General features: G+C 35.5%; 23 protein-coding genes. 19 read left to right on the forward strand and 4 right to left on the reverse strand.

Going from position 1 to position 21,760, the window contains the following annotated elements; translation table 11 throughout:
* The first annotated feature begins 109 nt into the window (after positions 1-109).
* The 17 genes from DSM00_RS13660 to DSM00_RS13740 all read left to right on the forward strand — a co-directional run bounded on the left by DSM00_RS13660 (position 110) and on the right by DSM00_RS13740 (position 12,161).
* Positions 110-880 carry a YHYH protein gene (locus DSM00_RS13660; RefSeq protein ID WP_128758536.1) on the forward strand — a complete coding sequence of 257 codons (771 nt, stop codon included), beginning with the start codon at positions 110-112 and terminating at the stop codon, positions 878-880.
* Positions 881-888: 8 nt separating this feature from the next.
* On the forward strand, positions 889-1,521 hold the full coding sequence (locus DSM00_RS13665) for a toxin-antitoxin system YwqK family antitoxin (RefSeq protein WP_128758537.1): 633 nt from the start codon (positions 889-891) through the stop codon (positions 1,519-1,521).
* Positions 1,508-2,185 carry an SCO family protein gene (locus DSM00_RS13670; protein WP_128758538.1) on the forward strand — a complete coding sequence of 226 codons (678 nt, stop codon included), beginning with the start codon at positions 1,508-1,510 and terminating at the stop codon, positions 2,183-2,185. Before DSM00_RS13665 ends, DSM00_RS13670 begins: the two co-directional genes overlap by 14 nt.
* Before the next feature lie 144 nt (positions 2,186-2,329).
* A complete protein-coding gene (locus DSM00_RS13675) occupies positions 2,330-2,806 on the forward strand; it encodes a cupin domain-containing protein (RefSeq protein WP_128758539.1) in 477 nt (158 codons plus the stop codon).
* 50 nt (positions 2,807-2,856) lie between these two features.
* Complete coding sequence (locus DSM00_RS13680; protein ID WP_128758540.1) at positions 2,857-3,264, forward strand: hypothetical protein; 408 nt, start codon at positions 2,857-2,859, stop codon at positions 3,262-3,264.
* A 285-nt stretch (positions 3,265-3,549) separates the two neighbouring features.
* The gene (locus DSM00_RS13685) at positions 3,550-4,668 is read left to right on the forward strand and encodes a hypothetical protein (protein ID WP_128758541.1); all 1,119 of its coding nucleotides are present in this window, start codon (positions 3,550-3,552) and stop codon (positions 4,666-4,668) included.
* A 184-nt stretch (positions 4,669-4,852) separates the two neighbouring features.
* Positions 4,853-5,188 carry a hypothetical protein gene (locus DSM00_RS13690; protein ID WP_128758542.1) on the forward strand — a complete coding sequence of 112 codons (336 nt, stop codon included), beginning with the start codon at positions 4,853-4,855 and terminating at the stop codon, positions 5,186-5,188.
* 18 nt (positions 5,189-5,206) lie between these two features.
* Positions 5,207-5,977: a DUF1883 domain-containing protein gene (locus tag DSM00_RS13695; RefSeq protein ID WP_128758543.1), complete on the forward strand. Its 771-nt coding sequence runs from the start codon at positions 5,207-5,209 to the stop codon at positions 5,975-5,977.
* Positions 5,978-6,131: 154 nt separating this feature from the next.
* Positions 6,132-6,704, forward strand: coding sequence for a hypothetical protein (locus tag DSM00_RS15610; protein ID WP_206633813.1), 573 nt, complete (start codon positions 6,132-6,134; stop codon positions 6,702-6,704).
* A 301-nt stretch (positions 6,705-7,005) separates the two neighbouring features.
* Positions 7,006-7,308: an ArsR/SmtB family transcription factor gene (locus DSM00_RS13705; RefSeq protein ID WP_128758544.1), complete on the forward strand. Its 303-nt coding sequence runs from the start codon at positions 7,006-7,008 to the stop codon at positions 7,306-7,308.
* 43 nt (positions 7,309-7,351) lie between these two features.
* Positions 7,352-7,621, forward strand: coding sequence for a CBU_0592 family membrane protein (locus DSM00_RS13710; protein WP_128758545.1), 270 nt, complete (start codon positions 7,352-7,354; stop codon positions 7,619-7,621).
* A gap of 12 nt (positions 7,622-7,633) precedes the next feature.
* Entirely contained in the window at positions 7,634-8,236 is a 603-nt protein-coding gene (locus tag DSM00_RS13715) for a short chain dehydrogenase (RefSeq protein WP_128758546.1), read from the forward strand.
* A 344-nt stretch (positions 8,237-8,580) separates the two neighbouring features.
* On the forward strand, positions 8,581-9,126 hold the full coding sequence (locus tag DSM00_RS13720; RefSeq protein ID WP_128758547.1) for a hypothetical protein: 546 nt from the start codon (positions 8,581-8,583) through the stop codon (positions 9,124-9,126).
* 296 nt (positions 9,127-9,422) lie between these two features.
* Positions 9,423-10,157: an SDR family oxidoreductase gene (locus tag DSM00_RS13725; RefSeq protein WP_128758548.1), complete on the forward strand. Its 735-nt coding sequence runs from the start codon at positions 9,423-9,425 to the stop codon at positions 10,155-10,157.
* Between the two features lie 140 nt (positions 10,158-10,297).
* Entirely contained in the window at positions 10,298-10,732 is a 435-nt protein-coding gene (locus DSM00_RS13730) for a DoxX family protein (RefSeq protein WP_128758549.1), read from the forward strand.
* On the forward strand, positions 10,729-11,187 hold the full coding sequence (locus tag DSM00_RS13735; protein WP_128758550.1) for a MarR family winged helix-turn-helix transcriptional regulator: 459 nt from the start codon (positions 10,729-10,731) through the stop codon (positions 11,185-11,187). Before DSM00_RS13730 ends, DSM00_RS13735 begins: the two co-directional genes overlap by 4 nt.
* A 101-nt stretch (positions 11,188-11,288) precedes the next feature.
* Positions 11,289-12,161 carry an XAC2610-related protein gene (locus DSM00_RS13740; protein WP_128758551.1) on the forward strand — a complete coding sequence of 291 codons (873 nt, stop codon included), beginning with the start codon at positions 11,289-11,291 and terminating at the stop codon, positions 12,159-12,161.
* Between the two features lie 165 nt (positions 12,162-12,326).
* Here DSM00_RS13740 and dnaK read toward each other — a convergent pair whose 3' ends face one another.
* Complete coding sequence (gene dnaK / locus DSM00_RS13745) at positions 12,327-14,237, reverse strand: molecular chaperone DnaK (RefSeq protein WP_128758552.1); 1,911 nt, start codon at positions 14,235-14,237, stop codon at positions 12,327-12,329.
* 264 nt (positions 14,238-14,501) lie between these two features.
* On the opposite strand from dnaK, the gene DSM00_RS13750 reads away from it, so the two are divergent.
* A complete protein-coding gene (locus DSM00_RS13750) occupies positions 14,502-15,161 on the forward strand; it encodes a CPBP family intramembrane glutamic endopeptidase (RefSeq protein WP_128758553.1) in 660 nt (219 codons plus the stop codon).
* A 9-nt stretch (positions 15,162-15,170) separates the two neighbouring features.
* Here DSM00_RS13750 and DSM00_RS13755 read toward each other — a convergent pair whose 3' ends face one another.
* Entirely contained in the window at positions 15,171-16,451 is a 1,281-nt protein-coding gene (locus DSM00_RS13755; RefSeq protein WP_128758554.1) for a Y-family DNA polymerase, read from the reverse strand.
* The gene (locus DSM00_RS13760) at positions 16,451-16,819 is read right to left on the reverse strand and encodes a S24 family peptidase (protein WP_128758555.1); all 369 of its coding nucleotides are present in this window, start codon (positions 16,817-16,819) and stop codon (positions 16,451-16,453) included. Before DSM00_RS13760 ends, DSM00_RS13755 begins: the two co-directional genes overlap by 1 nt.
* Positions 16,820-16,936: 117 nt before the next feature.
* Between DSM00_RS13760 and DSM00_RS13765 the strand changes: the two genes are divergently transcribed.
* On the forward strand, positions 16,937-18,370 hold the full coding sequence (locus DSM00_RS13765) for an L-serine ammonia-lyase (RefSeq protein ID WP_128758556.1): 1,434 nt from the start codon (positions 16,937-16,939) through the stop codon (positions 18,368-18,370).
* On the opposite strand, the gene DSM00_RS13770 is transcribed toward DSM00_RS13765, so the two are convergent.
* Positions 18,367-21,624, reverse strand: a complete 3,258-nt coding sequence (locus tag DSM00_RS13770; protein WP_128758557.1) for an ankyrin repeat domain-containing protein — start codon at positions 21,622-21,624, stop codon at positions 18,367-18,369. The two genes, DSM00_RS13765 and DSM00_RS13770, sit on opposite strands and share 4 nt — an antisense overlap.
* Positions 21,625-21,760: the final 136 nt, after the last annotated feature.

Below are 21,760 nucleotides of genomic sequence, written 5' to 3' on the forward strand. Positions count from 1 at the left end.
GCTAAAAACAGGTGTTCACTGAAAAGTGAAACGCATTCACTGATTGGTTTTATACAGTACCCTGAAAAAAGTTACTTTAGTCTCCTAATAACTTATAAATCAGGTTAAAATGAAAAAATTGATCATAAAAAAACAAATAAATTGCACTATTGTATTTTGCATTGCTTTAATTGCTACGTCATTTATTAGTTGTTCAGATAGTGAAGATAATGTTGTAAATACAGAAAATGAGGAAGAAATAGTAACCGAATTACACGCAGCATTTTCTGCATTCAATCCTGAGGCAACCACAATTTATCTCGATGGATCTAAAGTGATTATTGAAACGACCGGTCTGCCTAATCATGAAACTGTTTACTGGGGTGAAGGGCACACACTTTATAAAGAAGAGCCTGATGTAAATAGAACTCCGTCTATTATGTCTAGTAACAATAATGAGGTGACAATTTCTGTAGATGCTACTCCTAATCTTACCGGTAATTCGGTAGCTACACAGCTCAATACTATAGGGATTGCAGTAAGCGGCTCCTCTATATTTAACGATCAGGAAGGTGGCGGTGCTTTAGATCAGGCAGCAGGGAGTTTAGACTGGACTGGTGCGCACATTGGGCCGGGCGTTTATCACTATCATTTAGAACCAAAGGCATTTACAGATGATGATGATGCATTAGTGGGTATTCTGCTGGACGGCGTTTTTCTTTATGGGAGAAAATGCAATTCAACCGGAAGCTACCCTACAGATTTAGATGCTTCGGGAGGTCACATCACATCCACGCAATACACTGCAGGCGAGGAAGAATACCATTATCACATAATTAACGAACTCTACTCTAACACGGGATCTTATATTGCTTTTGCAGGACCGTATCAAGGATATTAATAATCGCTATGAAAGTTTTAGTTTACCTAATACCATTATTATTATTATTATTATGCTGTAGTTGTACCAAAACTATAAACACTAAAAGTAACTCTTTAAACGAATCAGCTTCAGAACTTGCTCTTGATATAGATACGACCGAAGTTTTAAAAAAAGATCTGGTACTCAATCAGAATGAAGGAAAGTGGTACTATAATAATGTCCCCTATTCAGGTTATTCTTTAAAATTTCATGCTAATGACACACTGGGCGAAAAGTTGCGATTTCAGAATGGAAAAAGAACGGGAATAGCCAGAAAATGGTCGGCAAATGGCGTTCTTCGTATTGAATCTTACTACAAGCAAAATAAACTAGACAGCACGTACACCACCTGGTGGGAAAACGGAGTTCTGGCTTCACAATCGTATTATGAGCAAGGGGAAAAACAAGGCGTAGAAAAAGAATGGTATCCCACCGGGCAGCTTGCTAAAAAGCGCCAACTGCTTAACGGAAATGAAGAAGGCTTGCAACAAGCCTGGTTGCAAAACGGAACGCTATACGTTAACTACGAAGCAAAAAACGGTCGCATTTTTGGTATGCGTCGTGCCAACTCGTGCTACAGGTTAGAAAACGAACAAATCATTAAAGATGAAAAAATATAATTTTTTAATAGGTATCCTTCTCTTTTTAGTGCTCAGTTGTAAGAGTGAAACAAAACAGGAAAAAACCGAGGTCGCTGAAACTAGCCGGGTTGCATATTTGCCGTATTACGATGATGAGTCTTTCACCCCACGATGGATAACACCCAATAGCGCAGATGAAAAAGCATTCCATAAAATACCAGATTTTAATTTTGTAAATCAATTGGGAGAACCAGTAACCCAGAAGACCTTTGAAGGGAAAATCTACGTTACAGATTTTTTCTTTACCATTTGTCCGGGGATTTGTCCAAAAATGACAGATAATATGTTTAAAATTCAAGAGGAATTTAAAAATGATGAAGATGTTCTTTTGCTCTCCCATTCGGTAATGCCCAGTACAGATACCGTTGAAGTTTTAAAAGAGTATGCAGAAACCAATAGTGTTATTGACAATAAATGGCACCTGGTTACAGGTGATAAAAATGAAATCTATTCACTAGGCAGAGATCAGTACTTTGTAGAAAATGATTTAGGTGAACCTAAAAGCATAGACGATTTTTTACATACCGAAAACTTCCTACTTATTGATAAAAATAAACATATCAGAGGCATTTATAACGGCTTAAACAGAGCTTCAATTGCCCAATTAATTACAGACATCAAAACGCTGAAAAAAGAAAACTAGCTATTCCAGATACTTCATAAAAAACATTCGAGAATTGGTTTAGAATTACTAAATTATGTTTTGAATTTGGCCGCACCTCACAAGAGGTAATCGATGCCTAATTTTTAACTGTACTCAATGCAATTCTATACGACAACTTTTACTATGAAGAATCTAATACCACTCCTACTAATTTTCATTTCTACGTCAGTTTTTGCTCAGAAATCAAATTATAAGGTCTTCTCCTATTTAACGCCAGGAACAAAAGCACCAAATACGCATTACATAGGTGAAGCCTGGTTAAACAGTATAATACACGATGATCAAGAACTGGGCTATGCGATTACAAAAGCTACTTTTAAAGCAAATTCTACCTTAGACTGGCACAAACACGGTTCGGCACAAGTTTTAATAATCGTAGATGGCGAAGCCTATTATCAAGAGCGAGAAACCCAGCCGGTGATTTTAAAAAAAGGGGATATTATTAAATGCGAGAAAGATACAGAGCATTGGCACTCTTCAACTAAAACAAGTGATGTGACCTATCTGGCGCTATATGGTGAAGAACAGCCTACCACCTGGACCGAAGTAGTTACGCAGGAATATTATGATAGCGTAGCAGAAAAACTAACAAGCCACTAAGCGTAGCCCAACACAAGCCATTTAAATTTCTAATGGAATACTAAAGCGAAATGATAACAATTAGATACGCTAAAGAGCGATTGACTAGCAATTTAAGATTGGGGTTATTCTTTTTTGGTACAGGTTTGTTACTCTTTGTAGGAGAACTATTATTTAGCGGAGCAGATAATTCAATGTCTGTTATAGGAAGTGGACAAATTTTTGGAGGCTCTACTCTACTTGCTGTATATTATTTTGAATATAAAAAGCAATACCTCACCCTTAGAAATGGAGTATTGACTAAGCACACGTTATTTCCAAAACATATTCAACTTACCCAACTTAAATCGATAAAAGAATTTGCCGGCGATTTAAAGCTTATCACCTCAAAACAAGAATTTATAGTTAACACCCAAATTGTAGATCCCATTTCACTAGCAGAACTAATAAACGAACTGCAGCGTTATGATTTAAATTAAAATATCTTCACTGCGCATTTAATTTGATTTCTTCAGAATTAGCTCTTCTCATATAGAAAACCGTGAGGTCTGTACTTTTAGGTAAATCTCCTCCAATTATAATTTCATCAATTACAGATCTCTGTAAATTTGATAACTCTTAATGCCTTACATTTATCTTAAAATCAGTTTTTAACTAATTGTAACTAGTTGCAAGCATTTAAAAATGAATAGTTAAAGGAAATATAAGTGCTTGTACTTATATTTGGTTGTTGTGGGTAATGTAAACCAACCTAAGAAAAAAGAATGAATATAGAAAGCTTACTTAATAAAATCAAAATTTTCAAAGAACTAGTAGTTGATTCTGGTTTCAAAAGAGATGTTACGGACTATCGCCAATCAATTGGACAACCTCAAAATCAAAACTTAGTTTTTATGAAAAGTTTGTCACAGAATATTAAAACAAATTTAATTGACTTTGAAAATAATTCTCTTGATAGTGAACTTCATAGCGTCTTAAGAGACAATGAGCCATTTACTACTCTAAACACGTTAGAGGAATTGGAAGAGCTGGATAACGACAAAGAAATTGATGGACAAAAATATTTACAAAAATTTTTAGCCATTCTAACTCAACTTCAAAAATCTATAACAGCCAACGAAACGGAATTAAATACTGTAAAATCAACATTTGACAAATACGTTTCTGACCAAAATGAATATGATACTGAAGGAGAACAAGCAGTAATGTCGCTAATATTTAAAGACCTTGAATCAACAGGAAGTATAAAGGAGTTTGCAAGAGTCTTACAAAGATGGAATAGAACTTTATTGACTTATCATACACTTCTAAAATCGGAATCACCAAAAGAAATTTCATTAGTAGAAATTCAAAATGGCTCGATTGACGTCATATTCAATATTGACTTTGATGTTGCTGTAGATTTAACAGAACTAATAAAAACTGGACTTAAAGTTTACGGAGCTTATCTTTTATACAAATCCAAGAAAGCAAGAGAAATTATCGATTCATATATGGGTAATACTAAGTTAATTGAAATGGAAGTTGAACGAGAAAAACTAATGCTTGACAATATTAAAGGTTCAATAAAACAAAAAGCAATTGAACAACATAAACAACGATTATCTGAGGATAAAAACATTTCCAAAACGAGTGCAACTAAAAAAGCAGATGAAGTTGCAAAAGTTATAACAGACCACATTATTAAAGGAAATGAAGTGAAACTTTTAACACCACCTGAAATCGATGAAGAATTAGAAGATGAAAAAGATTTAGGTAGCGAATTACGAGAAGAAACAGCTATTGTTCGTGAAAGATACAAGAAACTTAATGTTGAAGAAAAACAGCTTCTACTGGAAAAATATACAATAAAGGAAGAAGACGAAAGCACCGAAAAGAAATAAAAACACTACCCACAACAACGTGTATAATTAATGGCTAGTTCTCGCATACTTACGAAAATCCTTGCGGATTTTCTATTCGGTTTGTATTTGCTAAATTAGGTGCTTAAACACGCCACTAATCATATACTGGAACGTTGTACATAATGCAAAAAACTCATCGATTAAAAATAAACTTTAGGATAATATGACAAAAAACGAATGGGAAAAACTGTATGGAATTCTAGATAATGAACACTCAACTTTTTTGTTAGAATATCCAACAATGAGAAATGAAAAGAATAAAAAAATAAGAGGAGATGCTGAAAGAAAAGTAAATAATAGCATCCGACTTTCTTGCACTTGGATTCAAAAATATGGAGAAGCTTTTAATCTTTTAACAGGTGGAGATGAAACCAGCGATTTTGGTAGAGCTATTATTTGGGACGAATTCGTAAGACCTAACTATTTTGGAGGCGATATGTCTGAATTTCTTGAAAAGATTAAGAAAAAAATAGCTTCAATGGATAAAGAAAACAATTAAAAAAACAATCCGAATAGAATGAACTTTACCAAATATGATTTAGGAAATAAACAAAGAGGAGATATTGTTGAAATAACATTACAAGGTAGCGCAGCTAATGTGCGACTTATGAATTCATCAAATTTTCAAAGTTATCGAAATGGAAGAAGACACAGTTATATTGGCGGATTAGCGAAAAAGTCACCTATTCGATTACAAATACCAAATTCAGGACATTGGTATGTAACTGTCGATATGCAAGGTTTGAGAGGAACGACAAGAAGTTCAATTAGAATGTTGCCAAGTGCCTTACCTGAAATGCGTCAACCTTCATTATCGACAGTTCCGTCTTTAGTTCAAGAAAGACAAAAACCACCTGAATATGACAATGAAATTAGAGAATATGATGTTTTCATTTCACACGCTTCAGAAGATAAAGACGAAGTTGTTAGACCTTTAGCGTTAGCTTTGAAATCTGAAGGATTGAAAGTCTGGTATGATGAATTCGAAATGAAAATCGGAGACTCGTTGCGAAGAAAAATTGACAAAGGATTGGCAAATAGTCGATTTGGAATAGTTGTTTTATCAAAAGATTTTATTCGCAAGGGTTGGACAAATTATGAGCTTGATGGAATTATTACAAAGTCAGTTTCCGATGAACAAGTTATGTTACCAATTTGGCACAATCTGACCAAAAAAGAGGTTATTGACTATAGCCCTTCTTTAGCGGACAAATTAGCGAGAAACACTTCGTCATTTACTGTAGAAGAAATTGCAGCAGAAATTGCAGAAGTGATTAACAATCGATAAAGTACTATGTACAACAATGGCTATAAGTAATTACTAGTTCCCTTCTACTTCTGAAAACCCTCACAAATTCTCTATTTGGTTTGTATTTGCTAAATTCCGTGTTCAATTCGTAACTAATATTATACATCAACGTTAGTTGCTCTATGATCAAAAAATGAAAGAAGGATTAATTAAAGATACTTACGAACTCGTTTTTAAAGAAATTCAAACGGTAATTACAATATTCTATATTTTGATTGTGGGTATTGGAATGCTTTTTACATATCAAAAATACTCAGAATTCGGAATTAATATTTTTGATTATGCAGATGTTTTTGATTTTTTAGTAGCTCCTTTTTCTGATTTTAAAATAATATTATTTTCTACAATAACACTACTATTAGTTTTTCTCTTTTTTAAACTTGACAGTCTCTATAAAAGAAAATTTCCGAAGAATTACTCGAGTATGAACTTTGGTTGGGACAAAAAAAGTTGGTTCAACACCTACAGGTATTCCTTATTTTTCCTTCTTTTTATTTTATATATTAATCTGTCTGCTGATTTTTATGGGATATTTACAAGTAAAGAAACAAAAGAAAAATCACCAATAAACCTTAAATATTCCGACAATGAAACTATCAATGGAATACTAATTGGAAAAACAAAAGATGTGATTTTTTTATTGCAGGGTAAAAAGGTAAAAGCAATTCCGATAAATTCAATAATTAAAGAATTTGAGATAAAATAAAGCTACTAAATCCGTAGATCATTAGTACTAGCTTCAAGCCTATATCGGAAAAATATGTGACACTTGACTGAAGATCAAAATAAGATACTGTAGGCAACAACGTATAAGAAAATAGCTCAAGCTATTGCTACAACTATAGCTTAAGGTCTGTTTGTAAAATCGATACAAATTGTAAATGCGACAATTCATATTTAATTAAGATCCATACACAATCCTATTTCTAACAAACACAAAAGCATCCTGCTAAAAATAAGTACATTTTTCATTTTAATATATCGCAATTTATAGATATGTTTGTAGTATGAATTTGAAACAAGCAACAGAAATTGGTAAATGTCTATCTAACCAGACCAGGTTTCAGATCTTGGAATGGCTGAAAGAACCAGAAAAAAACTTTCCGCCTCACGAGACCTTAAAACATTTCAACGATGGCGTTTGCGTTACTTATATTCAAGAAAAGGCCGGTTTATCTCAATCAACTATTTCAACATATTTGACGAATATGGAGAAATGTGGACTTTTAATATCAACAAGACATGGAAAATGGTCTTATTTAAAAAGAAACGAAGAAACAATTAAACAGTTTACCGATTTTTTAATATAAAAAATTTAGAACTACATATCGATAATTCGCTATATAACAAACTATGAGGACACTAATTGACATTTTAGGATGGTCTGGTTCGGGATTCATAATCCTTGCCTATGCCCTAACCCTTATTCAAAATAGAAAATATTTAGATTATGGTAAATATTTAAACTTGCTTGGAGGCCTTCTAATAGCCATAAACTGCTATTACTACAATGCAATTCCACCATTTGTAACTAATTTACTTTGGAGTGTCATCGCCACTTTAACCATATACAAGTCGCGAACTAAAAAAGAGAAATGTAACAAAGCGCAATGCTTATCTTAAAATTTAAAGATCATGAAAATTCTAATAATTGGAGGAAATGGAACAATAGGAAAAACAATTGTTCGACACTTTAAAGAAAACAATGAAATTTTAATCGCTGGCCGAAGCAATGGAGATGTCCTTGTTGATATTGCAGATAGTAGTTCGATAAAATCTATGTTTGAGAAAATTGGTAACGTGGATGCTATCATCTGTATCGCCGGAGAAGCCAAATGGGCAGATTTTAATGAGCTTACCGAAGATGACTATTATCTAGGACTAAAAAGTAAATTAATGGGACAGGTGAATCTTGTGCGCATTGGTCATAATTATTTAAATCCGAATGGTTCAATTACGCTGTCCACAGGAATTTTAGCAGACGACCCAGTTGTAAAAACAACCAGTGCGTCTATGGTAAATGGCGCAGTACATAGTTTTGTACAAGCTGTTGCGCTTGAAATTGAAAACGGAATTCGAGTAAATGCTGTTTCTTCCGGAATGGTAGAAGATGCTTTTGAAAAGTATAAAGACTATTTTCCAGGACATAACCCAATACCCATGAATAAAGTAATTAATGGATATGTTAGAAGTGTAAACGGGAAAGGGAACGGCGAAATAATTAGAATTTACAACTAAAAAGTTGCGTACACTATTTTAATGAGTGGTTCTGATAAGGTTAAGGCCTATTGAAAATTTGCCTTTAGCGTAATCTGAAAAGCTAACCTTTAGGACCGCTTTATTTTTGTACACTACCTTTAGTAGAAGTACAACATGAATCTTCGTGAAAAATAGACTTGACTATGTATTCAATGGAATAAAGCATCAAATGACGGGGAAAATATGTAAAGAATAAGACTATATCTTACTATCTTAATTAAAATAAAGGTTTGATAACCGAACTAGATGAAAACGAAACTAGAAAACAACACTTTGCCACAACTAATCTGGCATAAAGAAAATTAAATCACCAAAAAACCTATTTGAAAACACTTGCATTTTTGATCGTACTTTTCTTATGTTCTTCTATAAACTGTTTAGCTCAGGAAGAATATATGGTAACCAATGAAAATGACACCATTTATGGTGAAATATCACGTTCATTAAATCTCTTGAACACGGCAAAAGTAGGATATAAAATAAAGTCCGCAGATGGTCGTAAAAGCCGTATTAATCCTGCAAAAATTAAATTTATTAGATCGCTTGATGGTGTAGATGGGGATTGTATTATTGCCCCTATTTACGATGAGTGGTTTGTTAAGAGAATTCTAGATGGTAGAATTAAAGTTTATCAACTAGTAGACGGAATTGTATTTTTTACTTCAAAAGATGATTCTGATATCATTTTAAATGATTTTGGCGGACTAAACAATAGAGAGGATTCAATGGATCAAATACGACCCTTAATTGAAGATAATTCGGTTATTCTGCAAGAATTTAACTCCTTAAAAGGGAGTCAAAGAGATATTATTTATATAATAGAAAAATACAATAAACTAAACGCCAGATTTTATATTTCCTATTATTAAGAGAATCTGTATTATTCTCCTATACTAAGGGTCTCCATATTTTTAATTAATTTCTAAGCTGCCTCTTTTTTAAAATAAATTGGTTTTTAAAATAAATGGAATAAATGAGCAACGATTTCCTTGAGTAATTTGCTTATACCTTTCTCTAAGTATTTTAGTTAAAAAGATGATATAGGCTAACACTACTATTATAAACAAAACTTAAAATGGAAGTTAGGTACCATTAAGAATTTAAATTGCGTATTTCTTATAGAAAATTAGAGGTTTAAGATTAGAATAATATCAAACAGAATAATATGAAGTTACAGGATAAAGTAATTCTTATTACGGGAGCATCTCGTGGAATAGGTCGTGAAGTAGCAATTTTACTCAGTGAAAATGGCGCTAAAGTTGTCGTAAATTATTCAAGTAGTGAAAAGGAAGCAAACAAGACCGTTGCACATATAACTAAAAATGGAGGCAGTGCCATAGCTGTTAAAGCTGATGTGAGCCAGAGAGATCAGGTGACCATGCTATTTGATAAGACCATAGCAGAATTCGGTAAAATTGATGTTTTGATAAATAATGCCGGGATTATGGATAATAAATTTCTGAAAGACCACACACAGGATGATTTTTCAAAAGTATTTGAAATAAATGTACGCGGCGTTTTCAACACACTTCAGGAGGCTCATTCTAAGCTCGCTGATAATGGAATTATTATCAATTTTTCATCGAGCACTACCAAGTTAATGCTACCTAAATATGCTTTATACTCGAGTACCAAAGCGGCTATTGAGCAGATGACACGTGTATTTTCTAATGAAATTGGAAGAGGTATATCTGTAAATGCCATTGCTCCAGGACCTACAGCCACAGAATTATTTAATAAAGGAAAGTCCCAGGAAACTATTGATCAGCTAAGTTCAAAGAGTGCTTTTAATAGAATTGCCGAACCTTTAGATATTGCTAAAGTTGTTCTTTTCCTTGCAAATGATGATTCAAAATGGATTTCAGGACAGGTTATTTACGCGAATGGCGCTATGATATAAGTGCCCAATATTTTTTCTGAGATTAAATAGAAGAGAAGGTTTATCACATTGCAGAATTGAGCTAAAATCGAAGGAAATCTAAATAGAGTTACAGATAAATGATATAAATTTACATCGCGCACGATTTAATCTTTTACGATATGAATAGTAAAACTTCAGCTTTTCAGAAATTTGCAAGGATACTTTTAGGAAGTTTGATGCTTCTTGCAGGTATAGGACATTTAACTTTTCAAAGGCAAGAGTTTATGGCGCAAGTACCGCGGTGGCTTCCAAACGATCCTTTATTTATGGATATAGTAGTTCTTGCATCGGGTGTAGTAGAAATTACACTGGGACTAGCAATGATATTTCTTTTTAAGCATAAAATCAAAGTAGGAATAGTATTAGCTATATTTTACATTTTAATTTTTCCGGGGAATATCTCACAATACACAAACGAGATTAGTGCCTTTGGCCTGGATACAGATCGCAAGCGACTTATACGACTGTTTTTTCAGCCCGTACTTATTTTATGGGCTCTATGGTCAACCAGAGCGCTCACCTACCTCATTAAAAGACAAAAGAACGAGCTATGAGTCAAGCTTGTGAACAGTTAAAGCTCGAGAACCAATTATGTTTTCCGCTATATGCGGCTTCCCGGCTTACCACAAAACTTTATGGTCCGCTCCTTAAGCCTTTGGATATAACCTATCCCCAATATTTGGTTTTACTAGTACTTTGGGAGCAAAAAGAAATTTCTGTCAAAGAAATTGGTGCCCGTTTGTTTTTAGAATCTAATACCCTTACACCCCTATTAAAACGTCTAGAACAAAAGAAATTTATCGTTAGAATGCGCTCTACACAAGATGAACGAACGGTAATTGTATCATTAACTTCAAGAGGAGAAAAATTAAAAGATGAAGCGGAAACGATTCCGCTACACATTCATAACCTATTTTCTCAATCAGCTTTTGAGAAATCCGAACTTGTTACATTTCAAAATAATCTTAAAAAATTGCTGGACATGCTTCGACAGGAAATTGACTCCTAATTCCAGACTTTTGAAATAATTTTGAACCTGTTAAATAAGATTGAGTTTTAAGAAACCCAATCTAGTAGTTACCAAAATTGATCACTTTGATAAACAGGTTTATGAAAACAGTATTTTTAATTGCTTCCCTCCTTTTTGCTTTACAAGTCAATTGTCAAATTTCCTATTCGGGAAAAATAGGTAAATCACCTATTAAGCTTGTTCTACACCAATATTCCGATGGAAATTCGCGTGCCTTTTACGCTTACGATAAATATGATTCTCCTATCAACATAGATGGATACCTAGATCAGGGTAATTTAAAACTTTTTGAATACGATAATTTAGGTGCTATAGCAGCTACATTAACTTTCAGAAATTATAATACGTCCACAAAGAATCTCATTGGTGATTGGATAAATGCAGATCATTCTCAACATTATAAAATTTTTCTGAAGAAAGATTTTAGTATAGATTCTGGAACAGATATTCAATGGTTTTCCAGAGAATTTATTCAGCCCACAACTACTGCAAACCATTATTTTAAACTGGTCACGAAGAAAGAGAAAAACGAATTCTATGCGCGTGTTAAAGCAGTAAAAATTTTTCAAAAGCGTACCGATAAATTAATTCAAACCCTTAGTCTCGATTGTCAACTACTCGGAATAGATAATTTGCAAGTTGAAGATTATAATTTTGACGGGCTACAAGATTTTTCAGTATTTGAAGCCAGTTATGCCGGGGCGAATACTTCCAGAATTTACATTCTTAAAGATCCCAATTCAGAAACATACAGCATCAGTAACTTTAGTGGTATGTCCTTAGAATTTGATCCTGAATTAAAACGTATCTATGAGCATAATCAATGCTGCGCAGGTACAAGCATAATTAATTCAACCTACAAAGTGGTAGATAACGCTATGGTGCTTCTAGATACTAATTGTCTTCAATATGATGAATCTACAGCAGAATACATCGAGGTAGACTGTGAGTAAGTTGTACCTTCATAAATCTCGGTATATAATTCATCCTGTAAACAAGTTAGCTCAACAACTTCAATTGTAAATTTGAGCCATAAAAAAACCCGATGCCAATGCATCGGGTTTTTGAGTATTAATAACCAGAGAAACTCTGGAGGTATTTAATCTTAAGGTTACAGATTATTTAACCTCTTCAAAATCTACATCTTCTACATCACTCGCAGAAGAACCATCAGCGCTGTCTCCAGCTGGTTGACCTGCATCAGGACCTGGTTGTGCACCACCTTCAGCCTGAGCTTTATAAATCTCTTCAGAAGCAGACTTCCAGATCTCGTTTAGATTATCTAAAGCAGGAGTTACTTGCTCTAATTCACCAGTGGCGTGAGCTTTTTTCAAGTCTTCTAAAGCACCTTCAATTTTGGTTTTGTTATCTGCAGATAATTTATCACCAGAATCTTTCAACAATTTCTCAGTTTGGAAAACCATCTGGTCTGCCTCGTTAAGTTTGTCTACTTTTTCTTTAGCTTTCTTATCAGACTCTGCATTTGCTTCAGCATCTGCTTTCATCTTTTTAATTTCCTCTTCTGTAAGTCCTGAAGAAGCTTCGATACGAATATCTTGTTTCTTACCAGTTGCTTTATCTTCTGCACTTACTTTAATAATACCGTTAGCATCAATATCAAAGATAACTTCGATTTGAGGAGTACCTCTTTGTGCTGGTGGAATTCCATCTAAGTGAAAACGACCTATAGTCTTGTTATCATTTGCCATTGGGCGCTCTCCTTGCAATACGTGAATCTCAACACTTGGTTGATTGTCTGCAGCAGTAGAGAATACTTGTGACTTCTTAGTAGGGATAGTTGTATTAGACTCAATTAATTTTGTCATAACACCACCCATAGTTTCAATACCTAAAGAAAGTGGAGTTACATCTAATAAAAGTACATCCTTAACGTCACCAGTTAATACACCACCTTGTATAGCAGCACCTACAGCAACAACCTCATCAGGGTTTACACCTTTACTTGGTTTCTTTCCGAAGAACTTCTCAACAGCTTCCTGTACAGCAGGAATACGTGTAGAACCACCTACTAAGATAATCTCATCGATGTCACTCTTAGAAAGACCTGCAGCTTTAAGAGCAGTTTCACAAGGAGCAATAGTTCTCTTTACTAAATCGTCTATTAACTGCTCATACTTAGAACGTGTTAATGTGCGTACTAAATGCTTAGGTCCACTAGCAGTAGCCGTTACATATGGCAAGTTAATTTCTGTTTGGTTAGATGAAGAAAGCTCAATTTTTGCTTTCTCAGCAGCTTCTTTTAAACGTTGAAGTGCCATTGGGTCTTTACGAAGATCCATATCTTCTTCAGACTTAAACTCTTCTGCTAACCAGTTGATGATTTTGCTATCAACATCATCACCACCTAAATGCGTATCACCATCAGTTGCAAGTACTTCAAATACACCGTCACCTAACTCTAAGATAGAAACGTCATGCGTACCACCACCAAAGTCAAATACTACGATCTTTTGATCTGTACTTTTCTTGTCAAGACCGTAAGCTAATGCAGCAGCCGTAGGCTCGTTAATTATACGCTCTACTTTAAGACCAGCGATCTCACCAGCTTCTTTTGTAGCTTGACGCTGAGAATCATTAAAGTATGCAGGTACTGTAATAACAGCTCCAGTCACTTCGTGACCTAAATAGTCTTCTGCAGTTTTCTTCATTTTTTGAAGAATCATTGCAGATAATTCTTGTGGAGTATAAAGACGACCGTCAATATCAACACGTGGAGTATCGTTATCACCTTTCTTTACGCCATAAGCAACATTCTCTAATTCTCTATTAGACTCAGAAAATTTGTTACCCATAAAACGTTTAATAGAAGATATCGTTTTGGTTGGGTTAGTAACAGCTTGTCTTTTTGCAGGGTCACCTACTTTGATTTCACCGCCTTCAACAAATGCTATCACAGAAGGAGTTGTTCTTTTACCTTCTGCATTAGGTATAACAACAGGCTCGTTACCTTCCATCACGGCAACACAGGAGTTTGTTGTACCTAAATCAATTCCTATGATCTTACTCATTATATATAATTTTAAGTGTTATTAATTTTATTCAGGCTGTTAAAGTCAATCTTTGTGCCACTAGATTAACACTGTCAACCTGTCATAATTTTATTTAGGGCAAGACAGTAATTTTGCCAAACCGCGCATTACTGTCGGGCTATACATTGCAATCTGTCGCAAAAAGAGCGACAGGATTTACATTGCTATCCCTCTTGCAGCTATTAATTACTTCTAACCTACATTTGTAAACAAGGCAACAATTAGAATTATTCAAAAATCTTAATGACCGCAAAAACTAAAATTTTTACTAGAAGTCTCATTCTCCTTTTTGGTATTTATATCCTTCTTGGTCTCCTTCGATTGCTGCTTGTCAAACTGTATCCGCAATTTTCTCAAACCGATTATCAACAAAGCCAACTTCAGAATTTACTGCAATCAAATCCTTTGCGCGCTGGTATTATGATTATTCTCGTTGCACCGGTTATCGAAGAGCTTATGTTTAGATCTTTAATTAAGCCTTCTCATACAGATCTGGTACTTTTTATTGCAGCCTGGCCGGTTTTTATTGCCGGCACCTACATCCCTCCAGATGTGCATTGGTTTTTTAAAGTAAGTTTTTTGGCCGTAGTTCTGGCGTGTCTTACTTATATAGGTACTCAATTAATAAACCCATTTAAAGCAAGACATCTGCGTAGTAAAATTACAAGCTGGTATATTCCTATCTGGATTTTGACCTCGATTCTTTTTGGACTTGTTCATATTACTAATTATGTAGAGACCTTTACCCTCAATATTCCGCTATTCTTATTAATTGTTCCCCGCATCGTCGCAGGCTTCATATTTGGATATATAAAGATTAAAAACAAACATCTGGGCTGGTCAATTGCCATGCACAGTATGAATAATGCAATCCCAATCTCGATGCTGCTTTTAGCTCACTAAGCCTACTAGCTAAGACCAGTTAGAATCAATTGCGAGTAATTCTGACCATTGCGTGGTATATCTGGGGCTACGGTCTTTTTTAATAAGCTCCCACTTTTCTTGCCGGTTTCCTACAAGACCGGAGTTTACTGTAGATTTACCATACTTCTGATTGAGCTTATCTACGGTTTGCATAAGCGCAGACCGCTCTTGGGGATTTACTGAATCAAATATATTCATCTGTACAAATTCTTGCGGTATGAGTCCGCTAAGATTTACTCCTACCTTTTTATATCGATACCCAGACTTATAAATAGTTCGCAAAGCTTTGGTAGCCTCAAGGGTTAGAATAAAAGTATCGTTTGTTGCTGTGGATAAGGTTACTGTTATGCTATTTGAGTATTGCGCATCCCGGTCACTATGATAATTGGTTTGTAAAAATACCTGTATAAATTGGGCACAGGAGTTCTGTTTCCGTAGTACTTCACTAACCTCACTTATATAATACGCACAAGCTTCTTCTATAAGTCCCAAATCGGTAAGTTTATTACCAAATGACTTTGCTGTACCTATTGCTTTTTTGGCCTTCGGAAGCATTTCTAAACTTAGACAGGGTTCTCCTCGCAATTCTCGCCAAATGCGCTCCCCTACTACTGTCATATTTTTACGCACCCATTCAAGAGATACTTCGTAAGCGAACTGGTTAGCGGTAAAAATGCCTCGGTTATTTAATCGTTGACAATGTTTTTTACCTATTCCCCACACGTCTTTAATCTCGGCATCTTTTAAAGCCTGCTTACAGGCTTCAGGTGTATCTAGAACACATACGTGCTTGTAATGAGCTATTTTTTTTGACATACGGTTTGCCAACTTTGCTAACACTTTTGTTGGCGCGATCCCTACTCCTACCGGTAGACCAGTATTTCTAAATATGGTGTTTTTTATATGATGCCCGTGGGCGTCTAAATTTACAAAACGCATATTGGCAAGATCTATAAAAGACTCATCGATACTGTAAATTTCTACCTGCGGTGAAAATTGTTTTAGCGTATTCATCACCCGCTGAGACATCTCTCCGTACAACGTATAATTAGAGGAGAAAAAAGAGACATCGTGATCAATAAGTAATTGCTTAATCTTAAATACCGGTTCAAACATAGGGATTTGAGTAAGCGCTTTAGCTTCTTTATTTGCTGCAATAACGCACCCGTCATTATTACTTAATACCACTACCGGCTTTCCCCACAAATCAGGTCTAAAAACCTGTTCGCAGGATGCATAAAAACTATTACAATCTACCAGTGCTATCATTATACAGCATGTATTATATAGGTAACTACTCCCCACAGCACCGTATCAGAATCCTTAAAACTATCTTTGGCTATACGGGCTACTGTAAAATCTCCATCTTTTACAATAACAGCTAGCTTACCAGCAGTTGCAGGTAATGAGCGATCAATAATAAGAACATCGCGATTGCAAATCATATGTTCCCGCCACCCATCACCTTGAATTCGTATAAAAAAAGTAGCATCCCGATTACGGGTAAGAATGAGATTTAAATCTATTGTACTTTCAAGATAATGCGTCGCCGGACTCGGAAATCCGGTTTGTTCAGAACTCCCGGCTTTATGTGTTTTATCGGGACGTTTAATTTTATGTATACTTTCAAATTCCATAGATCGCAAAATTATGGAATATTTCCAATTAATTGGATTTTATCCGTGTTAATTAAGTTGGTCGAACTAAACTTTTAAGCTCTTCTAAATATTATATATTTAGCCCAAATTTCAGGTATGCGTAAAATTGAGAGTATCAGCGTTTTCGACATGTTAAAAATAGGTGTGGGACCATCGAGTTCGCACACATTAGGTCCTTGGCGCGCTGCTTTGAGATGGATTGAAAAATTAAAACAGAAAAATAAATTCGACAATGTCGTACAAATTACGGTTGAATTATATGGATCGTTAACCCTAACCGGTAAGGGTCACGCGACAGATATCGCTGTACTTTTAGGTCTGGAAGGTTTAGACCCTAAGACGTTTCCTATTGCTGAAATCAACACGGTAATTGATCGTATTACTGCAACCGGACAAATTCAATTTAATAGAGAACGCACCCTGAATTTTAGCCCTGATAGCGGAATTATTTTCAATAGAAAATTTAAAGAGTTTCATCCTAATGGTATAACATTTAGAGCATTATTAGCATCAGGAAAGAAAACATCGGATACCTTTTATTCTATAGGTGGCGGATTTGTAGTGCAAGAAGAGCGTAAACGTTCAAAAATCAAGCAGGAGCAACTTAAGCAGTTTCCGTTTCCTGTAGAAAGTGGTCTCGAGCTACTTGCTTATTGCAAAGCCGAAAACAAAAAGATATCGGAGATCGTTTGGGAAAACGAAAAGTCGCTGGCCAGCGAAGAGCAAATTAATGAGGGATTACAAAAAATCTGGGAAGTTATGCTCGACTCGATGTATACCGGTTGCCATACTGAAGGTATCTTACCGGGCGGACTCAATGTACGTCGAAGAGCTTTTGATACACACAAAACCTTAATAGGAGAAAGCCAATATACAAACGCTGAAGAATGGATTGAGTGCATACGCGGTACAGAAGTTAAATTTAGACAAATTCTTAAATGGGTATCTTGTTTTGCACTGGCAGTAAATGAGGTAAATGCCTCTTTAGGTCGCGTGGTTACAGCGCCTACAAATGGTAGCGCCGGAGTAATCCCTGCAGTAATGATGTATTATCTGGTAATCGAAAATCACGATGCAGATTTTGAAGATGTCAAGCAGTTTATGCTAGTGGCTGCAGAAATAGGAAGCTTATTCAAAAAAGGTGCAACTATCTCAGCCGCTATGGGAGGCTGCCAGGCAGAAATAGGAGTTTCAAGCGCAATGGCTGCGGGAGCACTCACCGAGCTAATGGGAGGTTCTCCAGAACAAGTTTTGATGGCTAGCGAGATTGCTATGGAACATCATCTGGGATTAACTTGTGATCCCATAGGCGGTCTGGTACAAATACCCTGTATTGAGCGCAACGCTATGGGAGCAATTAAAGCGATCAACGCTTGTGAAATGGCTTTAGATACAGATGCTAAAAATGCTAAAGTGCCCCTTGATAAAGTGATTGAAACAATGTGGCAAACAGCAAAAGATATGAATTCTAAGTATAAGGAAACAAGTGAAGGCGGTCTGGCGGTAAACGTTGCGCTCAGCGATTGCTAACGCAATTCTAATCGTTTTAATAACTGACGCACTTCTTTTGTCTCGGCATAATCTGTGACCGATCTACTAGATACGGTTTCTGCCTCGGGTAAAGCTCCGTTTTCTATAAGTTTCTTTATAAGAATCTCATTAGACATTCCGGCTTTGACAGCCCAGTGCAGTGGAGTTTCCCCAATCTTATTTTTAGCATTTATATTAATCCCTGATGCAATTAGCAAATCAAGCAGATTTTCATCTCCCGAATCGTAGCGATAGCTAATAATATGTAATAAGGTATTGCCCTCCATATCGGTAATACTTGCGGGTAAATTTTGTTTAAGTAATACAGGGATGGCATCATTAAAATGAAACTTTGCCGCTTCCATTAGATCAGACTCCTGGACAGTGGCACCTCGGCGTAATGCGATTTGCAAGGCATTTTTGTTTTTATATTGAAAAGCAGCTCTAAACGCAAAATCGGGATTGTCAAGCCTTTCTATTAAGAAGTCTACAGCTACATTCATATCTTTTTCAATTGTTTTTGAAAGAAGACGTTCACTTAAAACAGAAGGTTCAGTCTGCTCTAATAATTGAGCAACTATGCGCTCATTGTCTAATGCAATAGCTAGTTCTAGGTTTTCTTTGCTAACCCTTACTTCTTGTTTAAGGGCATCCTCAATAATCTCTGGACTCTGCAACTTAATTAAATCTGTAAGTACCAGATTTATATCAACCTGCTTTGTAGCTAATAATAGTGCCACCAGCTCCTTGTTTTTAGCAGCTGCTGCACTTTTAATTAAAGAAGCATCTGTGGTATTTACACCTTGACCGATGAGATATTCTAAAATTTTAACATTCCCCGTTTTGACTGCTGCTTCTACAACTGTTTGCGGATTACCACCTTCAGAAGTTAATAATTGCAGCATATCGATATTTTCATTTTTAACGGCCAAATCCATTGAAGTATCTAGCTCTACCTTATGTTCTTTACCTGCTAGTATATACCTCGCAAATTCTAGTTTATCTAAGGAAACTGCAGTAGTTAAAGCCAGCTGACTGTCGCCCTTATATTTTTCGATAAGCTCTTTATAAAGCTCAAAATCATTATTTGATGCTGCATATTCAAAAACACTATCTGCAGCTCCACCTTTTTTCAGACTTAAACGAATGGCGTCAATATTATTCAGTTTCAGCGCTTGGTTTAAAGCAAATGCTACCGAACCTCCAGAATCTAAAGCCTGCTTAAGTATATTGATATTGTTATTTGATATTGCCGTAGTTAAGACCTCATTTGTAATAGTTACGGCTCCCTGATTTGCAAAATAATCGAATAGCACCTCATCATTAGAAGCAGCAACCACTTCAAAAACTTGAGAAGAATTCTTTGAAACAGCTTTTACCAGATCTAAAATCTGCGGACTATCTGCATCAAGTGCGAGTTTTAAAATCTCCGGATTTGCAGAAGCCCCATAATCAATAAATTTTTTAGTTAGTTCTTCATCTCCATTTGCCACGGCGATTGCTAGCATATTTTCTTCAGCAACAAAACCTTCATAATCTAAAGACATCAAAGCTTTAATCACTTGATAATTATTCGACTTAGCAGCAAAAGCGACATCATTATTAACCGATTTTGCTCCTGTTCTCAGAAGCGCGTGTATAACTTCGGGCTCTTGATATGCGACAGCTTTATAAATCATATTATTTTTAGGCACCGCTCCCCGCTCTAGCAATGCAATTACTTTTTCCTTAGCAAAATAATCGGGATCAAATGCCAAATCCAGATCATCTGTACTCGGGATTACACCAAAATCAAATACGAGATTTAATAGATCTGCAGTTTCAAAATTTTGAATAATCGCTTTTACAACACCATCAGTTCTACGAGATGCTCCTTTGAAATACAATTTTTCAAGATTTGCAGTGTCTCCACTTGCAGCCGCTGCAATCAATTCAGAATCTAATGAGTAATTATATCCACTCGCCAGAGATTGAAGATTCTTTTTTGTTTTTACCAATTCGAGGCTATATGCCACTTTAAAAACGTCCTTATCAATGGTAGTAATCGTCACCTCTTTATAAACTGGTTTTACAAGAGCCTCTCTGAAATAGGTACGAGCCTCCTCGTTACCCGATATAAATAAGGTTGTTCTGTTGGCTCCTTTTACCAGCTTTTGAGTATCGTCCCAAACACTTACATAGGCATTTTTCAATTCTTCCGGAGAGATGGTAAATTCAAGAAGCTTATTTACATTAATTTCTTCTTCAGTTAGAAGTGTATTAAGATCAATCCCATTATAATCGATGAGTGGTGTCGTTTTCATAGGTTCCCCGTGCTCATTAAAACTTCCGAAGAATAAATCGCCTATATAACTTTTAGCATCTTGCTCTTCGGTACCTACCCGCTGTTTGATTAGCTTTCCTATTTTCTGAGTAAACTGAAGCGAATATTTTTTAAAAAACTCGGTAGGACGCATTTTTGTTTGCCAGGAAACCGATTTAAGTCTGGCGGTTTCAATTGCTTCTTGCAAACTTTTTCTCTTTAGTTCGATATCTTCTATATCAGGAAAGTTTGTCTCGGTTAATAAGTTCGTAATTTCAACAAATTGTGCATCTATGACTTCAGCATTTTCAGAATTTACGGTTTGTTCCCAGCGTTCGTCCCACATTTCGGTGGTTGCTCCTCCTTGTGTATAATATTGCGCCGGTGCTAGGTGGATGTATGGATCTGTAATTGTGGTATTCTGTTGCTGTTGCGTAATGGATTTTAAAACGGCAGCTTTAAATTCATTTTCGGTGTATGGTGACTCTACAAAATCCTGCCGACGTATTGCATTTTTACTTATAAATTTTCCGCCATACGTTACCTGTGTGCTGTAATGCGTACCAAATTTTGATATAAAGCCTTGAGGCGAAATATCTCTTCCTAATCTAACTACCGCATCTCTAAATGTATCAGAAAGAGGTTGGTTAGCCAATTGGCGCTCGTAGACAGGTTTTGTTCTTAAACAAAAAACGATTAAAAAATCTTCTGAAGTTTCTAATATATTCGCCGTGTTGTAAACCGAAGAAAATCGGGAGGAAAATGGTCTTTGCAGGTTATCGGCTTTTAATACTTGCTTTTCATAGTCGTATGCAGATGTAATAAACTCATAGTTGAGTTGCGAATTGAGTTTAGTTTTCAGCTTAGATGTGGTAATCTCTTCTGGGGAGTTAAAAATGGCAGAAGTAGTTCCAGAAATAACGGAAACCTTACTATAATCTAAAGGATCCATAAACCGAATATCTACTGAAAATCCAGGAGATAAAAGCAGTCGATTCGAGGTTTCTCGCTGTGCTAAAACCGCCGAAAAACTGATAAAAAATAGAAAATATAAAAAGCTGAACTTAATCAAAATCGTACCCTTTTAG

Source organism: Leeuwenhoekiella aequorea (assembly GCF_004104375.1).
In the GTDB taxonomy this organism is placed as follows: Bacteria; Bacteroidota; Bacteroidia; order Flavobacteriales; family Flavobacteriaceae; genus Leeuwenhoekiella; species Leeuwenhoekiella aequorea.

Excerpts from the sequence above, each read along its gene's own strand:
- DSM00_RS13660 (WP_128758536.1), top strand. The coding sequence starts at position 110 with ATGAAAAAATTGATCATAAAAAAACAAATAAATTGCACTATTGTATTT.
- DSM00_RS13665 (WP_128758537.1), top strand. The coding sequence starts at position 889 with ATGAAAGTTTTAGTTTACCTAATACCATTATTATTATTATTATTATGC.
- DSM00_RS13670 (WP_128758538.1), top strand. The coding sequence starts at position 1,508 with ATGAAAAAATATAATTTTTTAATAGGTATCCTTCTCTTTTTAGTGCTC.
- DSM00_RS13675 (WP_128758539.1), top strand. The coding sequence starts at position 2,330 with ATGAAGAATCTAATACCACTCCTACTAATTTTCATTTCTACGTCAGTT.
- DSM00_RS13680 (WP_128758540.1), top strand. The coding sequence starts at position 2,857 with ATGATAACAATTAGATACGCTAAAGAGCGATTGACTAGCAATTTAAGA.
- DSM00_RS13685 (WP_128758541.1), top strand. The coding sequence starts at position 3,550 with ATGAATATAGAAAGCTTACTTAATAAAATCAAAATTTTCAAAGAACTA.
- DSM00_RS13690 (WP_128758542.1), top strand. The coding sequence starts at position 4,853 with ATGACAAAAAACGAATGGGAAAAACTGTATGGAATTCTAGATAATGAA.
- DSM00_RS13695 (WP_128758543.1), top strand. The coding sequence starts at position 5,207 with ATGAACTTTACCAAATATGATTTAGGAAATAAACAAAGAGGAGATATT.
- DSM00_RS15610 (WP_206633813.1), top strand. The coding sequence starts at position 6,132 with ATGAAAGAAGGATTAATTAAAGATACTTACGAACTCGTTTTTAAAGAA.
- DSM00_RS13705 (WP_128758544.1), top strand. The coding sequence starts at position 7,006 with ATGAATTTGAAACAAGCAACAGAAATTGGTAAATGTCTATCTAACCAG.
- DSM00_RS13710 (WP_128758545.1), top strand. The coding sequence starts at position 7,352 with ATGAGGACACTAATTGACATTTTAGGATGGTCTGGTTCGGGATTCATA.
- DSM00_RS13715 (WP_128758546.1), top strand. The coding sequence starts at position 7,634 with ATGAAAATTCTAATAATTGGAGGAAATGGAACAATAGGAAAAACAATT.
- DSM00_RS13725 (WP_128758548.1), top strand. The coding sequence starts at position 9,423 with ATGAAGTTACAGGATAAAGTAATTCTTATTACGGGAGCATCTCGTGGA.
- DSM00_RS13730 (WP_128758549.1), top strand. The coding sequence starts at position 10,298 with ATGAATAGTAAAACTTCAGCTTTTCAGAAATTTGCAAGGATACTTTTA.
- DSM00_RS13735 (WP_128758550.1), top strand. The coding sequence starts at position 10,729 with ATGAGTCAAGCTTGTGAACAGTTAAAGCTCGAGAACCAATTATGTTTT.
- DSM00_RS13740 (WP_128758551.1), top strand. The coding sequence starts at position 11,289 with ATGAAAACAGTATTTTTAATTGCTTCCCTCCTTTTTGCTTTACAAGTC.
- dnaK (WP_128758552.1), bottom strand. The coding sequence starts at position 14,237 with ATGAGTAAGATCATAGGAATTGATTTAGGTACAACAAACTCCTGTGTT.
- DSM00_RS13750 (WP_128758553.1), top strand. The coding sequence starts at position 14,502 with ATGACCGCAAAAACTAAAATTTTTACTAGAAGTCTCATTCTCCTTTTT.
- DSM00_RS13755 (WP_128758554.1), bottom strand. The coding sequence starts at position 16,451 with ATGATAGCACTGGTAGATTGTAATAGTTTTTATGCATCCTGCGAACAG.
- DSM00_RS13760 (WP_128758555.1), bottom strand. The coding sequence starts at position 16,819 with ATGGAATTTGAAAGTATACATAAAATTAAACGTCCCGATAAAACACAT.
- DSM00_RS13765 (WP_128758556.1), top strand. The coding sequence starts at position 16,937 with ATGCGTAAAATTGAGAGTATCAGCGTTTTCGACATGTTAAAAATAGGT.
- DSM00_RS13770 (WP_128758557.1), bottom strand. The coding sequence starts at position 21,624 with ATGGATCCTTTAGATTATAGTAAGGTTTCCGTTATTTCTGGAACTACT.